The sequence below is a fragment of the Micromonospora sp. NPDC000668 genome, assembly GCF_042897975.1.
In the GTDB taxonomy this organism is placed as follows: domain Bacteria; phylum Actinomycetota; class Actinomycetes; order Mycobacteriales; family Micromonosporaceae; genus Micromonospora.
In genome coordinates this window covers 327,518-350,397 of the sequence record NZ_JBIAYP010000006.1, presented here as the reverse complement: position 1 = coordinate 350,397, position 22,880 = coordinate 327,518, and the positions used below count along the sequence as shown (strand labels likewise).

General features: G+C 73.5%; 20 protein-coding genes. 6 read left to right on the top strand and 14 right to left on the bottom strand.

Annotated elements, in window-relative coordinates; genetic code table 11:
• The first annotated feature begins 55 nt into the window (after positions 1–55).
• Positions 56–562, top strand: coding sequence for a MarR family winged helix-turn-helix transcriptional regulator (locus ACFY29_RS29130; RefSeq protein ID WP_386991287.1), 507 nt, complete (start codon positions 56–58; stop codon positions 560–562).
• A 54-nt stretch (positions 563–616) separates the two neighbouring features.
• On the opposite strand, the gene ACFY29_RS29125 is transcribed toward ACFY29_RS29130, so the two are convergent.
• The 5 genes from ACFY29_RS29125 to ACFY29_RS29105 all read right to left on the bottom strand — a co-directional run bounded on the left by ACFY29_RS29125 (position 617) and on the right by ACFY29_RS29105 (position 7,549).
• Positions 617–1,273 (bottom strand): DUF3105 domain-containing protein, encoded by a 657-nt coding sequence (locus tag ACFY29_RS29125; protein ID WP_386991285.1) that lies wholly within the window; start codon positions 1,271–1,273, stop codon positions 617–619.
• Positions 1,266–1,898 (bottom strand): flavoprotein, encoded by a 633-nt coding sequence (locus tag ACFY29_RS29120; protein WP_328416827.1) that lies wholly within the window; start codon positions 1,896–1,898, stop codon positions 1,266–1,268. The genes ACFY29_RS29125 and ACFY29_RS29120 overlap by 8 nt, the downstream gene beginning before the upstream one ends.
• Positions 1,880–4,048 (bottom strand): peptidase domain-containing ABC transporter, encoded by a 2,169-nt coding sequence (locus ACFY29_RS29115; protein WP_386991561.1) that lies wholly within the window; start codon positions 4,046–4,048, stop codon positions 1,880–1,882. Before ACFY29_RS29115 ends, ACFY29_RS29120 begins: the two co-directional genes overlap by 19 nt.
• Positions 4,049–4,092: 44 nt before the next feature.
• On the bottom strand, positions 4,093–7,275 hold the full coding sequence (locus tag ACFY29_RS29110; RefSeq protein WP_386991283.1) for a type 2 lanthipeptide synthetase LanM family protein: 3,183 nt from the start codon (positions 7,273–7,275) through the stop codon (positions 4,093–4,095).
• 91 nt (positions 7,276–7,366) lie between these two features.
• Positions 7,367–7,549, bottom strand: a complete 183-nt coding sequence (locus ACFY29_RS29105) for a mersacidin/lichenicidin family type 2 lantibiotic (RefSeq protein ID WP_328416831.1) — start codon at positions 7,547–7,549, stop codon at positions 7,367–7,369.
• A gap of 321 nt (positions 7,550–7,870) precedes the next feature.
• On the opposite strand from ACFY29_RS29105, the gene ACFY29_RS29100 reads away from it, so the two are divergent.
• A complete protein-coding gene (locus tag ACFY29_RS29100) occupies positions 7,871–10,507 on the top strand; it encodes an AAA family ATPase (protein WP_386991281.1) in 2,637 nt (878 codons plus the stop codon).
• A 122-nt stretch (positions 10,508–10,629) separates the two neighbouring features.
• On the opposite strand, the gene ACFY29_RS29095 is transcribed toward ACFY29_RS29100, so the two are convergent.
• A complete protein-coding gene (locus ACFY29_RS29095) occupies positions 10,630–11,028 on the bottom strand; it encodes a DUF6223 family protein (RefSeq protein ID WP_355604728.1) in 399 nt (132 codons plus the stop codon).
• Positions 11,029–11,302: 274 nt separating this feature from the next.
• Between ACFY29_RS29095 and ACFY29_RS29090 the strand changes: the two genes are divergently transcribed.
• The gene (locus ACFY29_RS29090; protein ID WP_386991279.1) at positions 11,303–12,433 is read left to right on the top strand and encodes a sensor histidine kinase; all 1,131 of its coding nucleotides are present in this window, start codon (positions 11,303–11,305) and stop codon (positions 12,431–12,433) included.
• The gene (locus tag ACFY29_RS29085; RefSeq protein ID WP_355604734.1) at positions 12,430–13,092 is read left to right on the top strand and encodes a response regulator transcription factor; all 663 of its coding nucleotides are present in this window, start codon (positions 12,430–12,432) and stop codon (positions 13,090–13,092) included. The genes ACFY29_RS29090 and ACFY29_RS29085 overlap by 4 nt, the downstream gene beginning before the upstream one ends.
• A 25-nt stretch (positions 13,093–13,117) precedes the next feature.
• Here ACFY29_RS29085 and ACFY29_RS29080 read toward each other — a convergent pair whose 3' ends face one another.
• The 3 genes from ACFY29_RS29080 to ACFY29_RS29070 form a co-directional block, all read right to left on the bottom strand.
• A complete protein-coding gene (locus tag ACFY29_RS29080) occupies positions 13,118–13,489 on the bottom strand; it encodes an ArsR/SmtB family transcription factor (RefSeq protein WP_386991277.1) in 372 nt (123 codons plus the stop codon).
• A 16-nt stretch (positions 13,490–13,505) separates the two neighbouring features.
• The gene (locus ACFY29_RS29075) at positions 13,506–14,399 is read right to left on the bottom strand and encodes an MHYT domain-containing protein (RefSeq protein ID WP_386991276.1); all 894 of its coding nucleotides are present in this window, start codon (positions 14,397–14,399) and stop codon (positions 13,506–13,508) included.
• A gap of 164 nt (positions 14,400–14,563) precedes the next feature.
• Positions 14,564–17,365, bottom strand: coding sequence for a DEAD/DEAH box helicase (locus tag ACFY29_RS29070; RefSeq protein WP_328416844.1), 2,802 nt, complete (start codon positions 17,363–17,365; stop codon positions 14,564–14,566).
• A gap of 86 nt (positions 17,366–17,451) precedes the next feature.
• On the opposite strand from ACFY29_RS29070, the gene ACFY29_RS29065 reads away from it, so the two are divergent.
• Positions 17,452–18,222, top strand: a complete 771-nt coding sequence (locus ACFY29_RS29065) for an HAD family hydrolase (RefSeq protein ID WP_386991274.1) — start codon at positions 17,452–17,454, stop codon at positions 18,220–18,222.
• A 50-nt stretch (positions 18,223–18,272) separates the two neighbouring features.
• Here ACFY29_RS29065 and ACFY29_RS29060 read toward each other — a convergent pair whose 3' ends face one another.
• Entirely contained in the window at positions 18,273–19,127 is an 855-nt protein-coding gene (locus ACFY29_RS29060) for a LysR family transcriptional regulator (protein ID WP_328416846.1), read from the bottom strand.
• Positions 19,128–19,197: 70 nt separating this feature from the next.
• Here ACFY29_RS29060 and ACFY29_RS29055 point away from each other — a divergent pair, with 70 nt between their 5' ends.
• Positions 19,198–20,112: an EamA family transporter gene (locus ACFY29_RS29055; protein ID WP_328416848.1), complete on the top strand. Its 915-nt coding sequence runs from the start codon at positions 19,198–19,200 to the stop codon at positions 20,110–20,112.
• Here ACFY29_RS29055 and ACFY29_RS29050 read toward each other — a convergent pair.
• The 4 genes from ACFY29_RS29050 to ACFY29_RS29035 form a co-directional block, all read right to left on the bottom strand.
• Complete coding sequence (locus ACFY29_RS29050; RefSeq protein ID WP_386991271.1) at positions 20,075–21,013, bottom strand: diacylglycerol kinase; 939 nt, start codon at positions 21,011–21,013, stop codon at positions 20,075–20,077. The two genes, ACFY29_RS29055 and ACFY29_RS29050, sit on opposite strands and share 38 nt — an antisense overlap.
• A gap of 167 nt (positions 21,014–21,180) precedes the next feature.
• A complete protein-coding gene (gene tatC / locus ACFY29_RS29045; RefSeq protein ID WP_328416852.1) occupies positions 21,181–22,134 on the bottom strand; it encodes a twin-arginine translocase subunit TatC in 954 nt (317 codons plus the stop codon).
• Between the two features lie 18 nt (positions 22,135–22,152).
• Positions 22,153–22,446, bottom strand: coding sequence for a Sec-independent protein translocase subunit TatA (tatA, locus tag ACFY29_RS29040; protein WP_252414657.1), 294 nt, complete (start codon positions 22,444–22,446; stop codon positions 22,153–22,155).
• A 181-nt stretch (positions 22,447–22,627) separates the two neighbouring features.
• A complete protein-coding gene (locus tag ACFY29_RS29035) occupies positions 22,628–22,873 on the bottom strand; it encodes a hypothetical protein (RefSeq protein WP_328416858.1) in 246 nt (81 codons plus the stop codon).
• Positions 22,874–22,880 lie beyond the last annotated feature (7 nt).

Sequence of the window (22,880 nt, the reverse complement as noted above, 5' to 3'; positions counted from 1 at the left end):
TAAGAAACTTAGTGAGGAGCATCTGAGCTCGAATGAGGTGTGACACAATCGGACCATGCGGCAGAAGAGGGCGACGGCAACCGGCGACGGGGTGGACGTGATCGTCGGTCAGTGGGCGGCCGAGCGCCCCGAGCTTGAGACCCTCCCGATGGAGGTCTTCGGCCGGATCTACCGGATCTCCCGCCTGATGGGAGACCGGGTCGAGCGGGCGTACGCGCCGAGCGGCATCGGACGCGGTGAGTTCGACGTGCTCGCCACCCTGCGCCGCGCCGGCGAGCCGTACACGCTGTCGCCGAGCCAGTTGTCGGCGGCCCTGATGCTCACCACCGGCGGCATGACCGGCCGGCTGGACAAGCTGGAGCGGGCCGAGCTGGTGCAGCGGATTCCCGATCCGGCCGACCGGCGTGCGCTGCGTGCCCGGTTGACCGCCAAGGGTCGACAGGTGGTGGACGAGGCGCTCACCGCCGGGCTCGCCGAGCAGGCGGCCGCACTGAACCAGCTACCGGCGACGCAGCGCGAGCAACTCGCCGGACTGCTCCGTACGCTGCTCGCCGCCTGCTGAACCGCACCACTGCCTCGCGGCGCGGCACGGGGTGCCCGGTTGACGATCTGGGCGTCACATCCCGGTCGGCTCGGGCGCGTCGCCCGCCGGATGCGCCAGGACGAACCGCTCCACGGCGGCGCCACTGACCGAGGCGCAGAACTGCCGGTACCCGGCGTGCGCGCCCCAGTGCGACAGGGCGATCGGGCGGCCGGCCGGAAACGCCCCGTACCCGGGGTCCCACGGCGCCACCACGAACCTGCCCCCGTACCGGTCGCCACCGAGCTTTCGGGCCAGCGCCCGCAGTGCCTCGATCTGGTCGAGAGCGAGCGGTTCGACGTACCAGAGGATGGTGTAGCCGTGTTCGAGGTTGTGGACCAACGTCTCGACAGGCGGACGGTCCCGGGCGGTGTAGAACCGGCGCACGGTCGGGGCCGGCACCACGAAGTGTGGCCCGGACGACGGCGGGACCAGGTCGTACTGGATCCGGGTGACGTGCGGCTCGGCGGTGCCGGGGCCGACGTGCACGCCAGCGCCGCGGATCGGGTCGGTCAACTCCGGGTCGCAGCCGGCCCGGTCGGCGGCGACCCCGATCGCGGCGGCGGGCCGGCGGGCGACCGGGTCGGCGTACGCGCGAAGGAACGGGATGATCGCCACCACGAGCAGGACGACGCCGAATGCGACGGCCACCGCGGCGATCCGCGGCCCGTACCCTGCGCGCGCCTCAGCCACGACCTTCTCCCCCGCCGCGCAGGTGGACGGCGGCCCACTCCAGTACCACCTCGACGGCCGGCATCCCCCGGCCGGCGAGGGTGCCGGTGCTCAGGGCGAGCACGGGTACGGGCGGCACCACGCCGTACCCGTCGGCGCGCAACTGCGCCACGTTGCGCTGCACCGCCGGGCGCTGCCACATCGCCGAGTTCATCGACGGCACCAGCACGACGGGAGCGGCGGCGGCCAGCACGCAGGTGCCGACCAGATTGTCGGCGATCCCCAGAGCCGCCTTGGCCAGGGTGTTGGCGGTGGCCGGCATGACGAGCACCAGATCCGCCCACGCCGACAGGGCCAGGTGCGGAACCTCCGTCATCGCCTCCTCGTCGGTGAGGGCCGGGTGTCCGGTCAGCAGAGCGAACGAACGGGCCGGGACGAAGCGGGCCGCGGCGGCGGTGAGCACGACCCGGACGTCGAGCCCCAACGCGTGTCGCATCACCATGATCGACTGGGGCAGGGTCAGGACGTCCGCGGAGCCACAGGCGGCGACGAGGACCCGCCGCGCCGGGAACGCCTTCGGGTCGACGTCGGCGGACGCGGCGGGGCGGTCCGGCGCTTCGCCGGCGGTCACGGTACGGGTATCCACGGGTCGCCTCCTGAACGGGCGGGTTCGTCGTCGGTCAACTGACACCGGACCAGGTCGGCGTAGACGCCCCCGGCACGCAGCAGGTCGTCGTGCCGCCCGCGCTCCACGATTCGGCCTGCGGCGACGACGAGGATCTGGTCGGCGTTACGGACGGTGCTCAGGCGGTGGGCCACCACGATCCGGGTGCAGCGCATCGCCGAGATGGCCTGGTCGACGCGCCGCTCGGTGGCCACGTCGAGGTGGCTGGTCGCCTCGTCGAGCAGGAGCACGGCGGGCTGCCCCGCCACGGCCCGCGCGATGGACAGCCGCTGCCGCTGCCCGCCGGAGAGGGCCTGGCCCCGCTCGGCGACCTGGGTGTCGTACCCCATCGGCATCGCCGCGATGTCCTGGTCGATCGCGGCGACCTCGGCGGCCGCCCGGATCGCCGGCATGCCGACGCCCGGGTGCACGAGGCTGATGTTGCGCCGGATGGAATCCCGGAACAGGTAGCTCTCCTGCAGCACCACACCGAACTGACGGCGCAGCGCGGTCGGGTCGATCCGCGACAGCGGCACCCCGTCGAAGAGGATCTCCCCGCCGGTGGGCCGGTAGAGGCCGGTCAGCAGCATGGCCAGAGTGCTCTTGCCGCTGCCCGACGGACCCACCACGGCGACCTTCTCCCCCGGCGCGACGTCGAAGGAGACGTCCCGCAACACCGGCGCGGCGCCGCCGTCGTAGCGGAAGCTCAGGTCGCGGACACTGATCCGGCCGGTGAGCCGAGGCGCGGGCAGGTCGGGGTCCCCGGCCGGTTCGGGCTGGGCGGCGAAGACATCGCGCAGGCGTTGCAGGTGCGACACGACCGACTGGAGGACCTGGGCGCTGGCCACCAGGGAGGCGAGCGGGATGAGCGCGGACAGCGCCAGCGCCTGCAGGCCCAGGGTCTGGCCGAGGCCAGCGCCGTCGAAGAGTCGACCGGTGCCGAGCCACAGCAGCGCCAGTGGCCCGGCGAGCTGGACGCTCGCGGTGATGTTGGCGACCGTTGCGGAGAGCCGGTTCTGGGCGACGTCGGCGTCCAGTGCCGTGGTGTAGCGGCGCAGCCAGCCGTCGAACACCTGCCGCTCGGCACCCATCGACTTGACGGTCGCGATGCCCGACAGCGCCTCCATCAGCGCGCTCTCCGCGTCAGCCTGCACGGTCAGGTGGCGCTGGTTCAACCGCAGCAGCCGGCCGTTGACCACCGCGACGGCCACCACCTGGGTGACGCCGATCGCGGCGGCGAGTCCGGCGAAGGCGAGGTCCTTGGCGAACAGCACACCGAAGTACGCGATCACCAGCACGCCGTCGATCACCGCGGTCAGCACCTGGGTGGTGACCAGTTCGCGCAGCAGGATGCTGCTGGACAGCCGCTGCATCAGGTCACCGCTGGCCCGCTGCTGGAAGAAGGCGTACGGCAGGCGCAGCAGATGCCGGAACAGTCGGGTCATCAGCGCGGCGTCCACCTTCGCCTGCAGCGTGACCAGGAGCCGGGACCGCAGGTAGGCCACACCGAACTGGGTGAGCACCAGTGCCGCGATGCCCAGCGCCAGGTACGGCATGAGGGCGGTCTCCCGGGCCGGCATGATCTGGTCGAAGGCGACCGTGGTGGCCAGGGGCAGTGCCAGTCCCAGCGCCTGGAGCACGAGCGAGACGCTGAACGCGGCTCCCAGTCGGGGCAGGAAGGGTCGCAGCAGCGGGTGAGCGCGCCGCCACCTGGCCAGCGGACCGGGCCGGGTGGGGGGCGGCTCGGGTGCGGACTGCGGGTCGTGGGTGAAGGTCAGCACCGTTCCGCTGAAGCCGGCGGCGAACTCGGCCGGGGTGAGCAGCCGACGCCCGAGCGCCGGGTCGAGGAGCCGGAACCCACTCGGACCGACGTGTTCCACCACGACGAAGTGGGCGTCCTCCCAGTGCGCGATGGCCGGCAGGGGCAGTGCCCCGACCTGACCGGCGTCGGCCCGGAAAGCCCGGCCGCGCAACCCGAACCGCGGGGCCGCGGCCAGCAGCGCCCGCGCGGTGACCCCGTCACGGCCGACGTCCAGCCCTTCCCGCACCCGGGCCAGCGAGGCGCGTACGCCGTGCCGGCGGGAGACCATGGCCAGGCAGGCGGCGCCGCAGTCAGCGTCCGTCATCTGCATCACCAGCGGCACCCGCCGCCGGCCCGGCCACCCCGGGACGACGGTCAGGCGGCGCACTGCCGCCCCCGATCGCCGAGCCTGCTGGTGGTGATGCGGTCGCGCACCGGCACATCCGTCGGGGGCGCCAGCAGGAGCACCGACGGCACTCGGCCGGGTGCGGCCAGCCGCAGCAGGGCAAGTCCGATCCCCGACAGGCCGGTCATCAGCTCCGGTGAGGCGAGCGCCGTCGGGTTCGCGCAGCGCCAGCCGCCGGCGAGACCGTCGCGCAGCAACGCTGCGGCGGGTGCCGCCACCTGCTGCGGGGCGGCCGCCAGCAGCAGGTCGAGATTGCCGAGGTCGCCATGGCACAACGAGTGGTTGCGACCGAAGCCGGTGGCCAGGGTGGTGGCGACCGCCGTGGAGATCTCCGCGTCCAGGACCTCGTCGGTGCCGAGGGCGTCGCGGACGAGCAGCCGCGACAGGCCAATCCCCGGGGCGCCGTGGCACCAGGTCACCGTGCTCTGCCCGGGGCGGCGCAGGTCGGCCCAGTTCGCCAGCGCCGGGCGGAACAGGCTGCGGTCGTAGGCCAGGGCGCGGGCAGCGGCCTCGGCGTACCCGGGCTCGCCGGTCGCCTGCCGGGCCTGGGCCAACGCGGCGGCGATCCCGGCCGAACCGTGGGACAGCCCGCCCAGGGGGACGCCGGTCGCCGCTCCGGCGGGGTGCGAGTAGCGGTCGGCGGCGACGCACAGTCGTCGGGCAGCGGCGCGCACGGCCGGCCCGACCCGCTCGGGATCCAGGCCGGCGCGGGACACGGCGAGGACGGCACCGGCGTACCCGTCGACCAGATCGGGGGCCTGGTCGGTGGCGGCCAGCGTGACGATCCGCGCGAGTGCCACGTCGACGACCGGCGTGAACCGGCGGGTCTGCCACAGCGCTCCGAGGTGGCCGAAGGTGTAGAGCAGCCCCGCCCAGCCGGTGAACGCGCCGATCCGGTCGCCGGGGATCCGGCGGTCGAGGACGCGGGCGGCGAGCCCGGCCGCCGCGCGATCGGCGAGGTCGGTGAAGCGCTGCTCACCGCTCAGCCGTCCGGCGTGGGCCAGGAAGAGTGCCACCCCGGCGACGCCGTCGTAGAGGTGCGGACCGAACGGCGCTGGCGCCCACCGACCCGGGTCCGCGGCGCTGGGCGTGAGACCGAACCAGGTCGGCTCGGCACCCGGGCTGGCGAGCCCGGCCACGAGGGCCGCCACCTCGGTCGCGGCGGCCAGGTACGCCGCCGGCGGAGGCGTCGGTGCCGGTGGTACGTCCGCGAGCCGCCAGCGCACCCGTGCATGAGGTGCGTCGGTGGCGTCCACCCGGGAGGCGAAGGCGGCCTCGATCAGCCAGCGTTGCCGGGCCAGGTCGGCCGCGTCGAGCCGGGCGAGCCGACGACGCGCCTCGGCGAGGCCCGACCGGGCCAGCAGTCCGGGCAGTCGCCGTCCCCGACCGGTCCACAGGTCCCGGGAGTCCACCCTGGTGGTGAACATCGGCACGTCACGGCGCGCCAACTCGGCCCGTTCCTCGACGACGGTGGCCGCCAGCAGCGGCAGTTCGGCCACCCCCGACCAGAGCCAGTCGTGCAGCCGTTCGGTGTCGAGGCCGTCCTGCAGCGCGTCGGTGTGCAGGGCGGCGTCCCGCAGCCGCAGGTAGGTGCGGGTGGGGCGGAGCACGACGCGGATCTCGTCGGCCGCGAACGCGGTGACCGGCCCGTCCGGGGCCAGCAGTTCGTCGCGTACGTCGGCAAGGAGGAGGTACATCGCGTCGAAGCCGTCCAGCACCTGCGGCAGATGCGGGGCGACGTCGGTCACCGGCGGAGCGGCGGCGGGGTCGTGGGAGGCGGCCTCCTCATGGTGGTGGCCGGGTGCGCACAGCCGCATCTCGTCGGTCCCCTCGGCCTGCCAGGCCGAGCAGTTGCAGCCGTCGCCGGCCGGTCCCGCCGCCTCGTCGGCGCGTGGCAACAGGCCGACGGCGAGCACCGAGTCGGCGATCGCGTCTCCACCACGGGCACTCGCGGCCCGGACGACCGACGGGGTGAACACGGTCTCCAGGTCCACCAGGACGGGATGTTCGCCGTGGGCGATCACGTTTTCCTGGTGGCAGTCGGTGGCGCCAACGGCCTGCAGCAGGGCCAGCAACGCGCCGAACCGGCGGGCGAAGTCGCGGTGGCCGGCCGGTGTGCTGGGGGTCCGCAGGTCGACGTACTCGGCCCAGCCGTGCTCGCCGCGCGGCAGGACGGTGAAGGTGTGCAGGTCGGCGCCGCGCTCGTTGAGCCAGGCCAGCAGGTCCTGGAACCGTGCCTCGACGTCGACGGGGCGGGGCTTGTAGACCAGCCGCAGGCCGGTGTCGAAGGTGGCCACCAGCACCCTGCGACCGTCACGGTGCGGGTCGCCGGTCTCCTGGACCTCGACCAGGCGACCGACCGGGGCACCGGCGTGGAGGATCGCGCCGAGCGTTGGCGCGTCACTGCTGAGCCGCTCCAGGAACTCGATCGTGCGCTCCGCCCAGTTGCGGGTCAGCCCGTACGCCTGACGTGCCAGGACCGGGTAGTCGGCCAGCAGGGTCAGGGCGGCCTCGGGCGAGCGATACCGGCGGAAGAAGGCCGCGAAGCGCTCCTGCGGCGTCTCGCCGGGCGACGTGCCGCGCAGCCGGTCAATGTTGAGTTCCAGAACGACGGCCCGGCTGAGGACCACCACCAGCTCGTCGAGCAGGCCGGTCAGGCCCAGCCGGTCGGCGTCGGCGGGCAGCAGGTCGGGGGCGTCGTCGGCGAGCTGGCGGGTCCGTCGCGCCACCCGGGCGCGGGCCTGCGCGACCAGTGGCGCCACCAGGGCGAGGCAGGCATCCAGCGGGCGGCCGGGCAGCAGCTGGGGTTCGATCTCCCCGCCCATCGGCTGGCCGTAGCAGGCCAGCAGGCGGCGGATCCACTCCGGAGGCCGGCCGAGGCGGGCGGCGAGCCGTTCCGGCGTCTCGTCCAGGAGCGCGAGGAGCACCTGCTCGTCGACACCCTCCGCCGCCAGCCGGCGTCGCCAGTCCTCATCGTCGGTGAACGCGCCGCCGGTGCGCCACCGGGACAGCCGCCACCGCGCCCGCTCGCCGGGCGGCGTCTCCGTCGACACGGGCGCGGCCAGCCGTTCCGTGATGGTCAGCGCGGCCAGGAGGCGCTCCTCGGCGCGGGCGGTCGGGTCGTCGTCGGCGCGGTGCGATGGTACGGACATTCGGTGCTCCCGTGGCGGTGGATTCGGGCGGGACGACGGGGTCCGGGCCAGGCCCGGACCCCGTGCGGACCCGAGGGTCGGTCGTTCGAAATCAGCAGACGCAGTGGCAGCAGGCCGTGGTGTGGCCGGTGGTCGCGGCGGCACCGCCGGCCACCGTCTCCAGCTGGTCACGGTCCAGCTCGACCACGCCGGCCGGGTGGCTCTCCACGGCCTCGGCCGAGGCGGCGCGGCGATACTCGTCCTTCCAGCTGCTGACGATGTCGGTGATGGACATTCAGGGCTCCTTTCACGACGACCGCCGGCCTGCCCGGCGGTCGCTGGCAGAAACAGCCTCCGTGCCAGGGGGGTGCCGGCACATGAGTAGCCGGTACCTCACCTCCAACCGGCGCTGTCACGGTCGTGACAACCGAATCGGCGGATCGGGGCGTCAGGTGTGCAGGCGTGTCTGGAAGGCGACGGCACCACCCGTCGGGGTGTGTGAGGGTGAGGCCCGCGCCACCCAGACCGCTGTGCGCACGACCGGCTGTGAGAGCGGGTCGAGACGGAGATGGCGACCGGGCCCGGGGCGGGAACCCGGCCGGGTTGAAGGGGTTCCGTGTCTGCACCAGGAGGCTTCGTCGACGGAGACGCCGGATGGCCCTTCGTTGGCAGGATGCGCGAGCGGGACCGGGCGGTCGAGGCCCTCACCGCGCCGGCGGGTCAGGGGGTCCTGCTCACCGGCGATGCCGGGGTGGGAAAGAGCCGGCTGCTGGAGGAGGTGCTGGATCACGCGCTACGACGGCAACATGTCGTCCTGCGGGTCACCGCCACGCCAGGCTGGCGCGGCGTACCGTTCGGCGTGCTCGCCAGCCGCCTGCCGCAGCCGTCGGACGCGAGCGTGGCCGACGTCTTCCGGGACGCGGAGCGCCGCCTGCGCGAGGTCGCGGCGGGCCGGGGCGTGGTGGTCGGCGTGGACGACCTCAACTGGCTGGACGACGCGTCCGCCGCACTGCTCGAACGTCTCGTGGCGGGGGGCACCGTGCGAGTGGTGGCGAGCGTGCGCGGCGCCGCCCTGGACGCCGCGCCGGTGGCGGCGCTACGACGGTCCCGAGCCGTCGACCGGGTCCACGTGCCACCGCTGAACCCGGACGAGACCGCCCTGCTGGTCCGCGAAGGGCTCGGTGGCCCGGTCGACGGTCTGACCCTCGGCGCGCTGTGGCGGATCAGTCAGGGCAACCCGCTCTTCCTGCGTGAGGCGGTGCGGTGTGGGCTGCGCGACGGCGGCCTGGTCCAGCGCGACGGGATGTGGACGTGGCCGGCCGAGTCACTGTGTCCCACTCATCTGGCCGACCTCATCGAGCAGACCCTCGGCACGCTCACCCCGGAGGAGGCCGAGGCGCTGCAGTACGTCGCTCATGCCGAACCGGCGCCACTGGCCCTGATCGAGCGGACGGTGGACCCGCTCGTCGCGGAACGGCTCGAGGAACGGGGCCTGATCCGCCTGGTCCGCCACGATGCGGCAGTGCTGGTGCAGACCGGCCACCCGCTGTACGCCGAGGTGGTCCGCAACCGCACCGGGGCGCTGCGGGCCCGCCGGCTGCGCCGGACCCTGGCCGAGGCACTCGCCGCGGTGGACGGCGGCACTGACGACCGGGCACGGATCGCGGCCTGGCGCTGCGAGGCGGACCTGCCGGTCAACGCGGACGACCTGCTGGTGGCGTCGGAGTACGCGCTACGCCGGCACGACGCGGTGCTGGCCGAACGGCTGGGCCGCCGAATCGACTCCGCGCGCGGCGACTGGCAGGTGGGTCGAGCACTGGTGGCGCAGGGGCGCAGCGACGAAGCGGACGGGTACCTGGCCCGCGCGGCGGCCGACCTCACCGACCCGCGGGACCGCGCGGAGGCGACGGCGCTGCGGGCCTTGAACATGTACTGGGGAGGTCGACGGCCCGACCGTGCCCGCGCGGTGATCGACGCGGGTCGACGCGAGCTGCCCACCGAGGCACTTTCCGGGCTGCTCGCCGCGGAGGTGGGGGTCGCGGCGTTCGGCGGCGACGCGGGCGGTGCCCGGGCGTCCATGGCGCGGTTGGCCGCCGATCGGCCCCGGGACCCCCTGCTGGCGACGGCCGTCGCGGCGCTGCTCCCGTACCTGCTGCTGTTCAGTGGGCAGCCGGGACGGGCGGTGCGGATGTTCGACACCGGCGACGTCGACATCCCGGAGACCTGGCCGACGATGCGGGCCGCGACGCAGGCCTGCCACGTGCAGTCCCTGCTGTTGTCCGGACGGCTGCACGAGGCCGAACGGCTGGCTCAGTGCTACTACCAGGACGCGGTGGCCCGGGGCGTCGCGGACGCGGTCGGGCTGCTCGCCTTCTCCCGGGGCAAGTGTGCCTATCACGCCGGGCAGATGCGCCGGTCGATGCGCTGGCTGCACGAGGCGCGCACCCTCGCCGCCAACACCCTGTTCCCGATCCGGGACTACGTGCTGTCGGCCAACGCCTACGTGGCGGCGCAGTTGGGTGAGCTGGCCGAGAGCAGACGACTGCTACGGCAGCTCATCGACGACCGTGCCGACGGCGACGGGCACTCCGGCGGCCTGGTGGCCATCGACGCCGAGCTGACCACGGCCTGGCTGACCGCCGCCGAGGGACGGCCAGCCACGGCCACCGCCATGCTGCGCGAGCTGCACGGGCGGGCTGAGCAGGCGACGACGGTCACGGTCGAGTGCCTGCACCTGCTCTCCCGCCTGGAGCCCAGCGTCGCGACCGCTGAGCAACTGGCCAAGGCCGCGGCCGACTGTGACAGTCCGCTGTTCGGACTGTGGTCCGACTACGCCCACGCGCTCGCCGGCGACGACCCGGCGGCGCTGGAACGGGTCGGCACCGCGCTGGCGGCCGGTGGATACCTGACGCTCGGCTTGGAGGCGGTGGTCGCCGCCGAGGCGGCGTGCGGGCGCCGAGGCGACCAACGCCGGGCGAACCTGCTGGCCCGCCGGGCGGACCTGCTACGGGAACGGTGCGACGGATACTGGCCGCCCCTGAGCCCTCGGCCAACGGACCGGGACGGGCTGACTCCGCGGGAACGGCAGATCTGCGAACTGGCCTCGACCGGGCACGACAACGCGGCGATCGCGGCGGAGTTGGTGTTGTCGGTGCGGACCGTGGAGAACCATCTTCAGCGGGCGTACGTCAAGCTCGGCGTGCGGGGCCGGAACGGACTGACCGAGGCGATCGACGCACGGCAGGCCGGTTGAGGGCGGCTGCGACCGCACGGCACCCGTCCAGCATCCGGTGACCCGGCACCATGCCGGGTCAGCCGGTGCGCCGGTCAGCCGGTGCGCCGGTCAGCCGGTGCGCCGGTCAGCCGGTGCGCCGGTCAGCCGGTGCGCCGAGAGCGGGCCAGAGCCAGCCCACCGAGGACCATGGCGATCAGCCCCACCACCAGGGCCACGTAGGCCCCGCCTCGCCCGTTGCCGGTGCCGATGCCGCTGTCCGAGGTGGCCACCACCAGCCCGCCGAGGGCCAGGCCGATCAGCCCTCCGGCCAGGGCCATGGTGGCCCCGAGGAGCCCGTTGCTGGTGCCGATACGACCGGTGGGGCGGGCCAGCGCCAGCCCACCGATGATCGCGCCGGCCAGCCCCAGCACGGCGGCCACGCTTGCCCCGAGTCGCCCGGCGCTCATGGCGTAGACATCGGCGGCGGTCGGCTGGGCCGAGACGTTCGCTACCGCCGGTGCGGCGAACCCGAAACCTCCGATCAGGACGGCTCCGGCCACGGTAAGTACACGTCGGACTGACGTCAGGGCTCCCGGTGGGTTCATGTTCTCTCCCCTTTCGTGCGGCTGCCTGCCGAGGTTTCGGCTGCCGCCTGATCATGTCGCCGGGCGCACCGCCAGTCGTCCAGCAGATGCAGACAATTCGCGCTGCCGCCGATGACGCACCCGACTACTGCGGACGCCGCAGGCGCCGGGAAGGTACTGCGTTCGCGGTAGACAGCCGCTCGTCCGTGAGCAGGAGTCGCCAGCAGCGACATCGGACTAAGGTGCGGCCATGAGCACAGGACGGTCCGGCGATCGGGCCGCTGTCACCGATTGGGCGATCGCCGTTTGCGTGGCAGCGGTGCTGATGGTCGCCGGGCTGTCCGATAACCACTCCACCACGGACCTTGACCTACTCGGCTACGTACTGTTGGTGGCCGGTGGGCTGACTCTGGTCGCGCGCCGCCGGGCTCCGGTTCCCGTCCTGGCCGTCACCGGGCTGTGCGCGGTGGGTTACCAGGCGGTCGGTTTTGACGTACCCGCCGTCGCGTTCCTGTTCGCGGTGTACGCCGCCGTACGGGCGGGCCACCGCGTCAGCACGGTTCTGGCGGCGGTGCTGATGCTGGCCGCTCTCCCGCTCGCGGCCCTCGCCCTGCCGCAGGACATGTCCGTGGCCGAGGCGCTCGCTCGCGCCCGGGGTGCCCTGGAGGTGGCCTGGCTGGTCGCCGCCGGTGCCGCGGGTGAAGCGCTGCGGCAGGCCGAGCGGCGGGCGGACGAAGCCGAGCGCACCCGGGAGGAGACCGCGCGCCGCCGCGCTGACGAGGAGCGGCTGCACATCGCGCGGGAGTTGCACGACTCGCTCACCCACCAGATCTCGATCATCAAGGTGCAGGCCGAGGTGGCCGTCCACCTGGCCCGCAAACGGGGTGAAGAGGTGCCGGAGGCGCTGTTGGCGATCCGGGAGGCCGGTCGCGAGGCGACCCGGGAGCTGCGAGCGACCCTGGAGGCGCTGCGCGACGACGACACGACCCCGCCGCATGGGCTCGACCATCTCCCGGAACTGGTGGAACGGGCCCGGTTGACCGGCCTGGACGCGACGTTGACGATCGGAGGGCAACGCCACGAGGTGCCGGCCGCGGTGGACCGGACCGCGTACCGGATCGTTCAGGAGTCCCTCACCAACATCGCCCGTCACGCGGCCGCCGCGACGGCGTCGGTCCGGATCGACTACCGTCCGGACGCCCTCGCGATCCGAGTCGACGACGACGGCGAGGCCACGCCGGACACCGCCCCGATGCCTGGCGTCGGGCTGCTCGGGATGCGCGAGCGAGTCACCGCCCTCGGCGGTCGCCTGCGGGCGGAGCCGCGCAACGGGGGCGGCTTCACCGTCCACGCCGAACTCCCCGTGGGCCGCACGTCATGATCCGCGTACTGTTGGTCGACGACCAGCCGCTGCTGCGCAGCGGCTTCCGCGCGCTCCTCGACGTCGAAGACGACATCGAGGTGGTGGCCGAGGCCGCCGACGGCAGGGAGGGCCTGGCTCTCGCCAGGGAACACCTGCCCGACATCGCGCTCATCGACATCCAGATGCCGGTCATGGACGGCATCGAGGCGACCCGGCGGATCGCCGCGGACCCGACCCTGGCCCGGGTCCATGTCGTCATCCTGACCAACTACGGCCTCGACGAACACGTCTTCCACGCGCTGCGCGCCGGCGCCGCCGGGTTCCTGGTCAAGGACATCGAGCCGGCGGACTTTCTGCACGCCATCCGGGTCGCCGCGCGCGGCGACGCGCTGCTCGCACCGTCGATCACCCGCAAGCTGATCAACCGGTACGTCACCGAGCCGCTCCACACCGGCGTCGGCACGACGCTGAAGGGGCTGACCACCCGCGAACGCGAGACCGTCGCCCTCCTCGCGCAGGGCCTGTCCAACGACCAGATCGCCGAACGCATGGTGATCAGCCCGATGACCGCCAAGACCCACATCAACCGGGCGATGACCAAGCTCCATGCCCGTGACCGTGCTCAACTCGTGGTCCTCGCCTACGAATCCGGCCTGGTGGTCCCGCGCAACCGCTGACGCCCGCCGACCTCGATGGTGGGGCTCAGCGGGTCTTCTTCGTTGCCCGCTTGCGAGGCGGCGTCAGCAGGTCGGCGATTGCCGCGATCGCGGAGGGCACGAGGCGGTAGTACGCCCAGACGCCGCGCTTCTCGCGCTCGAGCAGGCCGGCCTCGGTGAGGATCCGAAGGTGATGACTCACGGTCGGTTGGGAGAGGCCAAGCGGCGCGGTGAGGTCAGTCACGGACGCCTCGCCCTGCGGAGCGGCTTGGATCAGACTGAGCAGTCGCAGCCGGGCCGGGTCGGCGAATGCCTTCAGCACTCCCGCGAGCCGCTCGGCATCGGCGCGTTTGATCGGCTCGCCGGCCAGCGGCGAGATTGCAGGTATACCAGTTTTCGCAGCTCCCACGTCTTCCATCGTTTCACAGTCGGCGTCAGCGGGGCGGCATCTCCCGCCGGGACGGGAACGGCGTGCCGGGCTGACCGAGGGTGGATCGGGCGCGCAGCCCGACCGGGTCCGGGGCGGCGCTGGGCGGCGCGACAGCCGACTCCGGGGCCCGCCGGGCGTCCAGGTACGCGGCGGCGGCCCGGTCGTCGTCGGTCGGCGCGGCGAGCAGGGCGTAGAGCAGACCGACCACTCCGAAGATCACCGCCAACACGATTGGCACCAGCAGGGTGCCCATCCCGGTGCCGGCCACATCGGTCACGCCACCCTCAGCCTCGTGCTGGTGCACCGAGAGGGCGCTCATGCCGGTGAAGTGCATGCCGTTCACGGCGACGCCCATGACCAGCGCGGAAGCGAAGATCGCCAGCGGCCGGCGGACGCTCATGGCGAGCCACAGCGCGACGGTGGCCGCCACGACCGCGATCACCACCGAGAGCGCGACCCGGGTGGTGTCGTAGCCGAGGCTGCCGTTCAGGCGCATCGCCGCCATCCCGGTGTAGTGCATGGCGGCCACGCCGACACCGGTGAAGATGCCGCCGGCGACCAGCCGTACCGGGTTCAGCCGGCCGGTGCCCACGATGGCCAGACCGATGCCGACCGCCACCACGGCGATGACCGTACTGGCCGCGGTGAGCGGCACGTCGTACCGGATCCGGGTGCCGTCGACGGCGAAGCCGAGCATGGCCATGAAGTGCATCGCCCAGATGGCGGTGCCGCCGATGGCCCAGGCGGCCAGCAGCCCCCACCAGGCACGCTGGCCGGCGGTTCCGGCCGTACGGATACGCCCGGCGCAGATGAGCCCGAGGACCGAACCGAGGACGGACAGCGCGTAGCTCAGCGCGGGTGTGATCCACCCGTACTCAAAGTGATTGATCTCCGCCACGGCGGCCTTCTCCCCATTCGTTACCGGCGCGTACGGAAGCGCCCGGGCAATGATCGAGGGTGCCCGGAGCAGGCGCAACAGCACCCCGGGCCCAATTCGGGGGGTGCTGTTGCGGTGACCGTGTGATGCGTCGATTGCTCAGCGGCGATGACCGAAAGTGATGATCAGGCGGAGGTGTGGTAGGCCAGCACGCCCCGGTTGATGGCCGAAATCGCCTGCCGGGCGGTGGAGCGCAGCTCCGGCGACGCGCCGCCGGAGTCGGCAAGTTGACCGAGGAGATCGACCACCTGCCGCGCCCACCGGACGAAGTCACCGGCCGGCATCTCCCCGTCGATCTCGTGTCCGCTGCCGAGCACCTTGGCCAGCGCCTCGCCTCGGGCCCACCGGAAGACCGGCCAGGCGAAGCCGAGGTCCGGCTCCCGGGTCGCGGTCAGGCCGCGCGCCGCCTCGTCGGCCTCGATCTCGCCCCACAGCTTCAGCGTCTCGTCCACCGCGTCGGCCACCGGCCCGCGGGGCAGCGACGCCCGCTCGTCGACGTCGCGGCGCGCCTCGAAGACCACCACGGACACCGCGGCGGCCAGCTCGGCCGGGGTGAGCCCGTCCCACACGCCCCGGCGCAGGCACTCGGCGACCAGCAGATCCGCCTCGGTCCAGATCCGGCCGAGCATCCGACCGGCGTCGGTGACCGCGCCGTCGCGGGCGAGGTAGCCGCGCTCGGTCAGCAGGGCGACGATCCGGTCGAAGGTCCGGGCCAACGAGCCCGTACGCCCGGAGACCCGCTCGCGCAACTCCTCGGTGTCGCGCTCCAGGCGCCGGCGCCGCTCCGCCCAGCGGGCGTGCTCCTCCCGCTCCGGGCAGGCGTGACAGGGGTGGTTGCGCAGCTCGGTGCGGAGCTGGGTGAGCCGGTGGTCCTCGCCGGTCACCTGCCGGGAGCGGCCACCGCGTCGGCCGCCGTGCCGGTCCAGGCCGGTGCCGCTGACCTCGGCGGCGAGATCGCGCCGGGCGCCCGGCGAGCGGTGGTTGAAGTGCTTGGGCACCCGGATCCGGGCCAGCACCTCGGCCGGGGTGGTGAAGTCGCCGGGGCTGACCCGCCCGGCCCAACGGTCCTGGGTGAGCACCAGGGGCCGGGGCTCGCCGAACCCGCCGGTCGCCGGGTCCAGCACAACGGCCAGCCCGGCCCGCCGGCCCGACGGCACCCGGATCACGTCACCGATCCGCAGCCGCTCCAGAGACGCCACCGCGGCGGCCTTGCGCTGGGACTGCCCCTGCCGGGCGATGGCCTTCTCCCGGTCGGCGATCGCCACCCGCAGCGCGAAGTACTCGTCGAACTCGCCGTGGTGGCAGGCGGCCTCCGCGCCGTACGCCTCGATGGTCTCGGTGTTGCGCTGCACCTGCCGCGCCAGGCCGACCACCGACCGGTCCGCCTGGAACTGGGCGAACGAGGACTCCAGCAGGGCTCGGGCCGGCTCCGCGCCGACCGTGCCGACCAGGTTCACCGCCATGTTGTACGAGGGCCGGAAGCTGGAGCGCAGCGGGTAGGTGCGAGTGGAGGCGAGCCCGGCCACGTGCCGCGGGTCGGTCTCCGGGGACCACACCACCACGGCGTGCCCCTCGACGTCGATGCCGCGCCGGCCGGCCCGCCCGGTGAGCTGGGTGTACTCCCCCGGGGTCAGGTCGACGTGTGCCTCGCCGTTGTACTTGACCAGCCGCTCCAGGACCACGCAGCGGGCCGGCATGTTGATGCCCAGCGCGAGGGTCTCGGTGGCGAAGACCGCCTTGACCAGGCCCCGGACGAACAGCTCCTCGACGATCTCCTTGAACACCGGCAGCATGCCGGCGTGGTGGGCGGCCAGGCCGCGCTCCAACCCGTCGAGCCACTCCCAGTAGCCCAGCACCGACAGGTCCTCGCCGGGGATGGCGGTGACCCGGGACTCGACCACCCGGCGGATCTCGGCCCGCTCCTCGGGCGAAGTGAGCCGCAGCCCGGCGGCGAGGCACTGCTGCACCGCGGCGGCGCAGCCGGCCCGGCTGAAGATGAACAGGATCGCCGGCAGCAGACCCTCACGGTCGAGTCGGTCGACGATGTCCGGGCGCATCGGGCCACGCCAGCGCGGCCCGCGCCGGCCGGCGCCGGGTCCGGCGCTGCGCCCCTCCCCCAGCTCCAGGCGGCGGACGGTGTCGCGGGTGTAGCGCAGCAGCTCCGGGTGCACGTCGTGCTTGCGGGCGGCGTCGGCGTCGTGGAACAGGTCGAACATCCGCTTGCCGACCAGCATGTGCTGCCACAGCGGCACCGGCCGGTGCTCGCTGACCACCACGGCGGTCTCGCCGCGCACGGTGACCAGCCAGTCGGCGAACTCCTCGGCGTTGGAGACGGTCGCCGACAGCGAAACCAGGGTGACCGAGGCGGGCAGGTGGATGATCACCTCTTCCCACACCCCGCCGCGGAACCGGTCGGCGAGGTAGTGCACCTCGTCCATCACCACGTAGGCCAGCCCCTGCAGGGTGCTGGAGCCCGCGTAGAGCATGTTGCGCAGCACCTCGGTGGTCATCACCACCACCGGCGCGTCGCCGTTGATCGCGTTGTCGCCGGTGAGCAGACCGACCTGCGCGGCGCCGTACCGGGCGACCAGGTCGTGGTACTTCTGGTTGGACAGCGCCTTGATCGGCGTGGTGTAGAAGCACTTGCGCCGGACCGGTGGGGTCGCCGGATCGTCGGACGCCGCCGGGTCGCCGGGCCGCCCGCGCAGCGCCAGGTGTACGGCGAACTCCCCGACCACGGTCTTGCCGGCTCCGGTGGGGGCGCACACCAGCACCCCGCTGCCCCGCTCCAGGGACTGACACGCCTCCCGCTGGAAGTCGTCGAGGTCGAACCCCAGGTCAAGGGCGAACTCGTCCAGCGCCGGAAACTCTGAGGCCTGTGCGGCCCGGCGGCGCGCCGCGACGTACCGCTCGGCGGGGCTCGACATGGTTCCAAGATTAGTGCGTGCCGGGACAGGACACCCGACAAGGCCGTCTGGAGGCGCCGCCGGGGGCGGTCGGTAGGGTGCACGGCGTGCCGGACCATGCCGAACCGCCCCTGACTCGTCCGCCGGGCAGCGCCGAAGACGCCGCCGCCCCCCGGGCGTCCCGACGGCCCGTCAAGGCGGTGCTCTTTGACTTCCACGGCACCCTGGCGCAGGTGGAGGAGCCCCGGCAATGGGTGCTGTCGGCCGCGGCGGCGTGCGGGGTCACCCTGGATCGGGTCCGGGCCACCTCGCTGGCCGACCGGCTGTTGACCGCCGGGCGGGCGGGCGGCCCACTGCCGGCCCGGGTGCCGCCACGGCTGGCCGAGCTGTGGTCCGACCGGGATCTCTACGAGCACGCCCACCGGGGCGCGTACACGGGGCTGGCCGAGACCGTCGACGCGGGCATCGAGGGGTTCGCCGACGCCCTGTACGAGCGACTGCTGATCGCCGAGGGCTGGGTGCCGTACCCGGACACCGCCCCCACCCTGAGCGCGCTGCGCGACGCCGGCGTGCGGGTGGGGGTGGTCAGCAACATCGGCTTCGACCTGCGGCCGCTTTTCGACGCCTGGGGCTTGACCGGGCTGGTGGACGCGTTCGTGCTCTCGTACGAGGTGGGGCGGTGCAAGCCCGATCCGGCGATCTTCCTGCGCGCCTGCGGGATGCTCGGCGTCGACCCGGAGCAGACGCTGATGGTCGGTGACTCGCCGGCGGACGCGGGCGCGGTGGCCGCCGGCTGCGCGGTGCTGGTGCTGCCGGCCGCCGACCCCGGCCGGGAGAACGGGCTGGGCGCCGTGCTGGACCTGGCCCTGACGGCCTGAGCGCGCCTGATCGGCCCGGGCTCACCGGGTCATCACACCAGGCGGTGCGGTCAGCCGGCGACGACCTCGTGGGCGAGTGCGACCAGGTCGGCGACGCCCGGGTGTCGGGGCGGGTGACGCCAGGCCAGCAGCACGGTGATGTCGGGAGCGTCGGTGAGTGGCCGGTACGCCACCGCCGGGGTGGGATACATCGCGGCGGTCGCGGAGGTGGTGACCCCGACCGCCCGACCGGCGCTGATCGCGGCGAGCCAGTCGTCGGTGTTCACCACCGGCACCACGGTCGCCGGCGCGGCGCCCGCCGGCCAGAGGTCGAGCGTGGTGGTGCCGGTGGCGGTGTTCACCGCGAGCGGCTGGTCGACCAGGTCGGCCAGGGTGAGCACGGCCCGCTCGGCCAACGGGCTGTCCGCCGGCACGGTGGCCAGCCGGGGCTCGGTGAGCAGCCGCACGGTGCGTACGTCGGGCAGATCGACCGGCTGGCGCAGCACCGCGACGTCCACGGCGCCCCGGGCCAGCCCTGCGCTGCGGTCGTCGATGCGGAGCAACTCCAGCGGCGTGTCGGGGTGGGCGCGCCGCCACCGGCGCAGCAGGGTGACGGTGTGCCCGCCCAGCGCCGACCAGGCGTGCCCGAGCCGCAGCGGGCGCCCGGCGGCGTACCCCGGGTCCAGCACGTCGTCGACGGCCGCGACCGCGGCGGCGGCCCGGTCACGCAGCGACCGGCCGGCCGGGGTCAGGTGCAGATGGTGGGTGGACCGGTCGACCAACCGGATCCCCAGATGGTCCTCCAACTGGCGGAGCGTGCGCGACAGCGCGGGCTGGGTTACCCGGAGTCGCCCGGCGGCGCGGGTGATGCTGCCCTCCTCGGCGATGGCCAGGAAGGCACGCAGGTGCCGCAGCTCCACGGTCATAACTGGGGAGCATAACCGCAGTGGAACCGGCATTTCCCTCCCCCGCGCCGCGTCCCCTAGCGTCGCCACCGTGACCGACACCCTGCTGCCCGACCGGCCGACACCCGCTCCCGCGCCGACCGGCCGAGCCGGTGGCGTCGGCGCGGTGGGCATGGTGCTCGGTGGGGCGCTGTCGGTGCAGTTCGGCTCCGCCGTGGCCGCCCTGCTCTTCCCGCGTAGCGGGGTGGCCGGCGCGGTGACCCTGCGACTGACGATCTCGGCCGTGCTGCTGCTCATCGTCTGCCGGCCCCGACTGCGCGGCCACGACCGGGCGGCCTGGGCTGCGGCGGGCGCGTTCGGGCTGGCACTGGCTGGCATGAACTCGCTGTTCTACCAGGCCATCGAGCGGATCCCGCTGGGCCCGGCGGTGACCCTGGAGGTGCTCGGCCCACTGGCGCTGTCGGTGTTCACCGCCCGCCGGCTGGCCAGCTGGTGCTGGGCGGGGCTGGCGCTGGCCGGGGTGGCGCTCCTCGGGCAGGGCGGCTTCGACCGGCTGAACCCGGCCGGGGTGGCCTTCGCGTTCGGCGCGGGCGCCATGTGGGCCGCGTACATCGTGCTCAGCGCCCGGGTCGGCAGCCGGTTCCCGGGCGCGGACGGGCTGGCCCTGGCGCTGACCCTCGCCGCGCTCGTCACCCTGCCCCTCGGGATCATCGACGGCGGCGCCGCGCTGCTCGACCCGGCCGTGCTGGCGCTCGGCACGGCCCTCGCGGTGCTCGCCTCCGGGCTGCCGTACACGCTGGAGCTGCTGGCGCTGCGCCGGATGCCCACGGCCACGTTCGCGGTGCTGATGAGCCTCGGCCCGGCCATCGCCACGCTGGCCGGTTGGCTGGTGCTGCGGCAGGCGCTGACCCTGCTGGAGTGCGCCGCCATCGTGCTGGTCATCGCGGCCAGCATCGGCGCGGTACGGGTCAGCGCAGCAGCCGCAGGGCGCCCGGCACGGCAGTGATCGTCACCGGCAGGTCCAGCGAGCGCTCGCCGTCGGCGTAGGTGGTGATGCCCTCGGCGGTCAGCTCCACCGTCCGTGCCCGGTACGTGCGGACCAGGGGGTGGCTGACGTGGGTGCCCTGGTAGATGCGCGGCTTGACCCGGATCAGGGTGCGCCGGTTGATCCGGCCACCCACCACCACGTCGAGCAGCCCGTCGGTCGGGTCGGCGTCGGGGCAGATCCGCATCCCCCCGCCGTAGGTCGGGCAGTTGCCCACTGCCACCAGCACCGCGTCCAACTCGTGCGGCTCGCCGTCCAGGCGCAGCGTGTACCGGCGGGGCCGCAACCGCGCCAGCTCGACGAGGATCGCCAGGTCGTACCGGCGAGGGCCACGCGGCCAGCGCATCCGATTGGCCCGCTCGTTGACGATCGCGTCGAATCCGGCCGCGAGGACCGCCCCGTACCAGCGCTGGACGCCGTCAGCGCCGGTCATCGAGGCGAGGTCGACGAGGTGGCTCCGGCCGGCGCGCAGCGCCTCGGCGATCACCGTCACCGCCGCCAGCGGATCGGCCGGGAAGCCGGTGTCGAGGGCGAAGTCGTTACCGGTGCCGGCCGGCACCGCGCCGAACGGCACATCGGTGCCGGCGACAGCCTGCAGCGCCCGGTGCACGGTCCCGTCCCCGCCGACCGCGACCAGCGCACCGGCGCCGTCGGCTACCGCGGCGTGGCAGGCCGCCTCCGCCTCGCCGGGACTGGACGCCGACAGCAGCCGGACCGGTCGGCCGGCGGCGGACAGCCCGTCGAGCAGCCGGGGCAGCAGGGCGCGGTGCCGTCCCCTTCCGGCCGTCGGGTTGATGAGCACGGCGACGGGACCCCCGGTGTGCGGGCCGGGCGGGTGATCGTCTGCGGTCACGGGCAGCACCGTAACCGGTCGGATGCCCGCCGGTCACCGGGGGCGGCGACGTCACCATCGGTGCCGGCGTCCGCGCGCACGGTGCAGCGGGGGTGGCGGTCTCGTCGCCGGCACATGCGGCGACGCCGCCCCCGGCAAGCGGGGACGGCGTCGGCGGACCGGGCGGCGCGGGGCCGTCAGGTCATGTCGTCGTAGCGACGTTCGATCGGGGCCGGTGGGGCGATCGGATCGGCTGCGCCGACCGGCGTGGCCATGTCGATCCGCTGCCCGGCCTCGACCGGCTCGGCGTCGTGCTCCAGCGGCGACACCTCGTCGTCGTCGAGGCCGGCGTAGACCTCCTTGCCGCGCCCTCGCCGGCGATCGTTGAGGAACGCGACCCCGACCGCGGCGAAGTAGAGCGCGGAGAGGCAGAGCGCCAGGGCGGTCATCCCGAACGGGTCCGGGGTGGGGGTCACCACGGCGGAGAAGGCGAAGAACACGAAGATCGCCACCCGCCACCAACCGAGCAGCTTCTTCCCGCTGGCCAGGCCCACGAAGTTGAGCATCAGCACGATCAGCGGGAACTCGAACGCCACCCCGAACAACAAGATCAAGTTGGTGACGAACGATATGTACCGGGTGACTTCCAGGTTGGTCGAGATGTCATCGCCGGACACATTCAGCAGGAACTCGAGGCCCTTGGTGGTGACGAAGAAGGCCAGCACCGCACCGGCGGCGAAGAGCGGCGCCGCCAGGGCCGTGAAGATGTAGGCGTAGCGCCGCTCGTTGCGGTGCAGCCCGGGCGCGATGAACGCCCAGAGCTGGTAGAGCCAGATGGGCGCCGCGATGATCAGGCCCACCCACAGGCCGATCTTCAGGTTCAACAGGAAGACGTCCGCAACGCCGAGCTGGACGAACTTGCACTTCCCGCTGATCGGGTCCATCGACGCCGGCAGGTCGCAGTACGGCTTCGACAGCAGCACCCGGACCGGCGTCGCCAGCCAGATGCCGATGCCGAAGCCGATCAGGATCGCCAGCGAGGCACGGAACAGGCGGTTGCGCAGCTCGCGGACGTGCTCGATGAGCGTCATCGAGCCGTCGGCGGCCCGTTCGAAACTGCTCGGGCCGCGCTTACGCAGTGCGAAGGCCACGGTGCTCGGGCCTCTCGATCAGTTGTCGCGGACGCGGTGCACCGGGTCGACGACCGGCTGCTGCTGCGGCGGGGCCTGGTACGGCGCCTGCTGCGGCTGCCCGGCGTGCGGCGGCAGCGGCTGGTAGCCGGCCTGCGCGTCGGCCTTCTCGGCGAGGTCGCGGTCGTCATCCTGCAGGCTCTTGGTCTCGGCCTTGATGATCCGCAGCGAACGGCCCAGCGAGCGCGCAGCGTCGGGGAGCCGCTTCGCACCGAAGAGCAGGATCAGCACAACCACGAGAACCGCGATGTGCCACGGCTTGAGGGCACCCATGAGAAGCTCCAGTCGCTCTGTGTGTCCGGGGGGTGGTACGCAGCCCATCGTACGTGCGGATCGGCGGGACGCCACCCGCCGGGGGGTGATGGTCCGGCCCGGCCGGTGAAGTCTTGACCAACGCGGATGATCCGTCAACCACCCGCGGGGCAGCCGCTCGAGGCGCCGTAGACGGGGTCGATCAGCCGCGCTTGGCCTTGATCACGGCGAGCCGCCGCTGGGCGGTGTCGAGTTGGCGCTGGACACCCTCGGCACGCTGCTGCAGCGCCTCGGCGGTCTCCCGCAGCCCTTCGGCCTCGGCGGCCCGTCGCTGCAACGCCGCCGCGGCGCGGCGCAGCCGGGGCAGCCGGGTCAGCACCGGACGCACGGCCAGCGCGAGCGCCACGAGCGGGAGCAGCACCACCGCGAGCACGATCCATTTCAGCACGGCGGTC

Excerpts from the sequence above, each read along its gene's own strand:
- ACFY29_RS29130 (WP_386991287.1), top strand. The coding sequence starts at position 56 with ATGCGGCAGAAGAGGGCGACGGCAACCGGCGACGGGGTGGACGTGATC.
- ACFY29_RS29115 (WP_386991561.1), bottom strand. The coding sequence starts at position 4,048 with ATGCAGATGACGGACGCTGACTGCGGCGCCGCCTGCCTGGCCATGGTC.
- ACFY29_RS29110 (WP_386991283.1), bottom strand. The coding sequence starts at position 7,275 with ATGTCCGTACCATCGCACCGCGCCGACGACGACCCGACCGCCCGCGCC.
- ACFY29_RS29105 (WP_328416831.1), bottom strand. The coding sequence starts at position 7,549 with ATGTCCATCACCGACATCGTCAGCAGCTGGAAGGACGAGTATCGCCGC.
- ACFY29_RS29090 (WP_386991279.1), top strand. The coding sequence starts at position 11,303 with ATGAGCACAGGACGGTCCGGCGATCGGGCCGCTGTCACCGATTGGGCG.
- ACFY29_RS29085 (WP_355604734.1), top strand. The coding sequence starts at position 12,430 with ATGATCCGCGTACTGTTGGTCGACGACCAGCCGCTGCTGCGCAGCGGC.
- ACFY29_RS29080 (WP_386991277.1), bottom strand. The coding sequence starts at position 13,489 with ATGGAAGACGTGGGAGCTGCGAAAACTGGTATACCTGCAATCTCGCCG.
- ACFY29_RS29070 (WP_328416844.1), bottom strand. The coding sequence starts at position 17,365 with ATGTCGAGCCCCGCCGAGCGGTACGTCGCGGCGCGCCGCCGGGCCGCA.
- ACFY29_RS29060 (WP_328416846.1), bottom strand. The coding sequence starts at position 19,127 with ATGACCGTGGAGCTGCGGCACCTGCGTGCCTTCCTGGCCATCGCCGAG.
- tatA (WP_252414657.1), bottom strand. The coding sequence starts at position 22,446 with ATGGGTGCCCTCAAGCCGTGGCACATCGCGGTTCTCGTGGTTGTGCTG.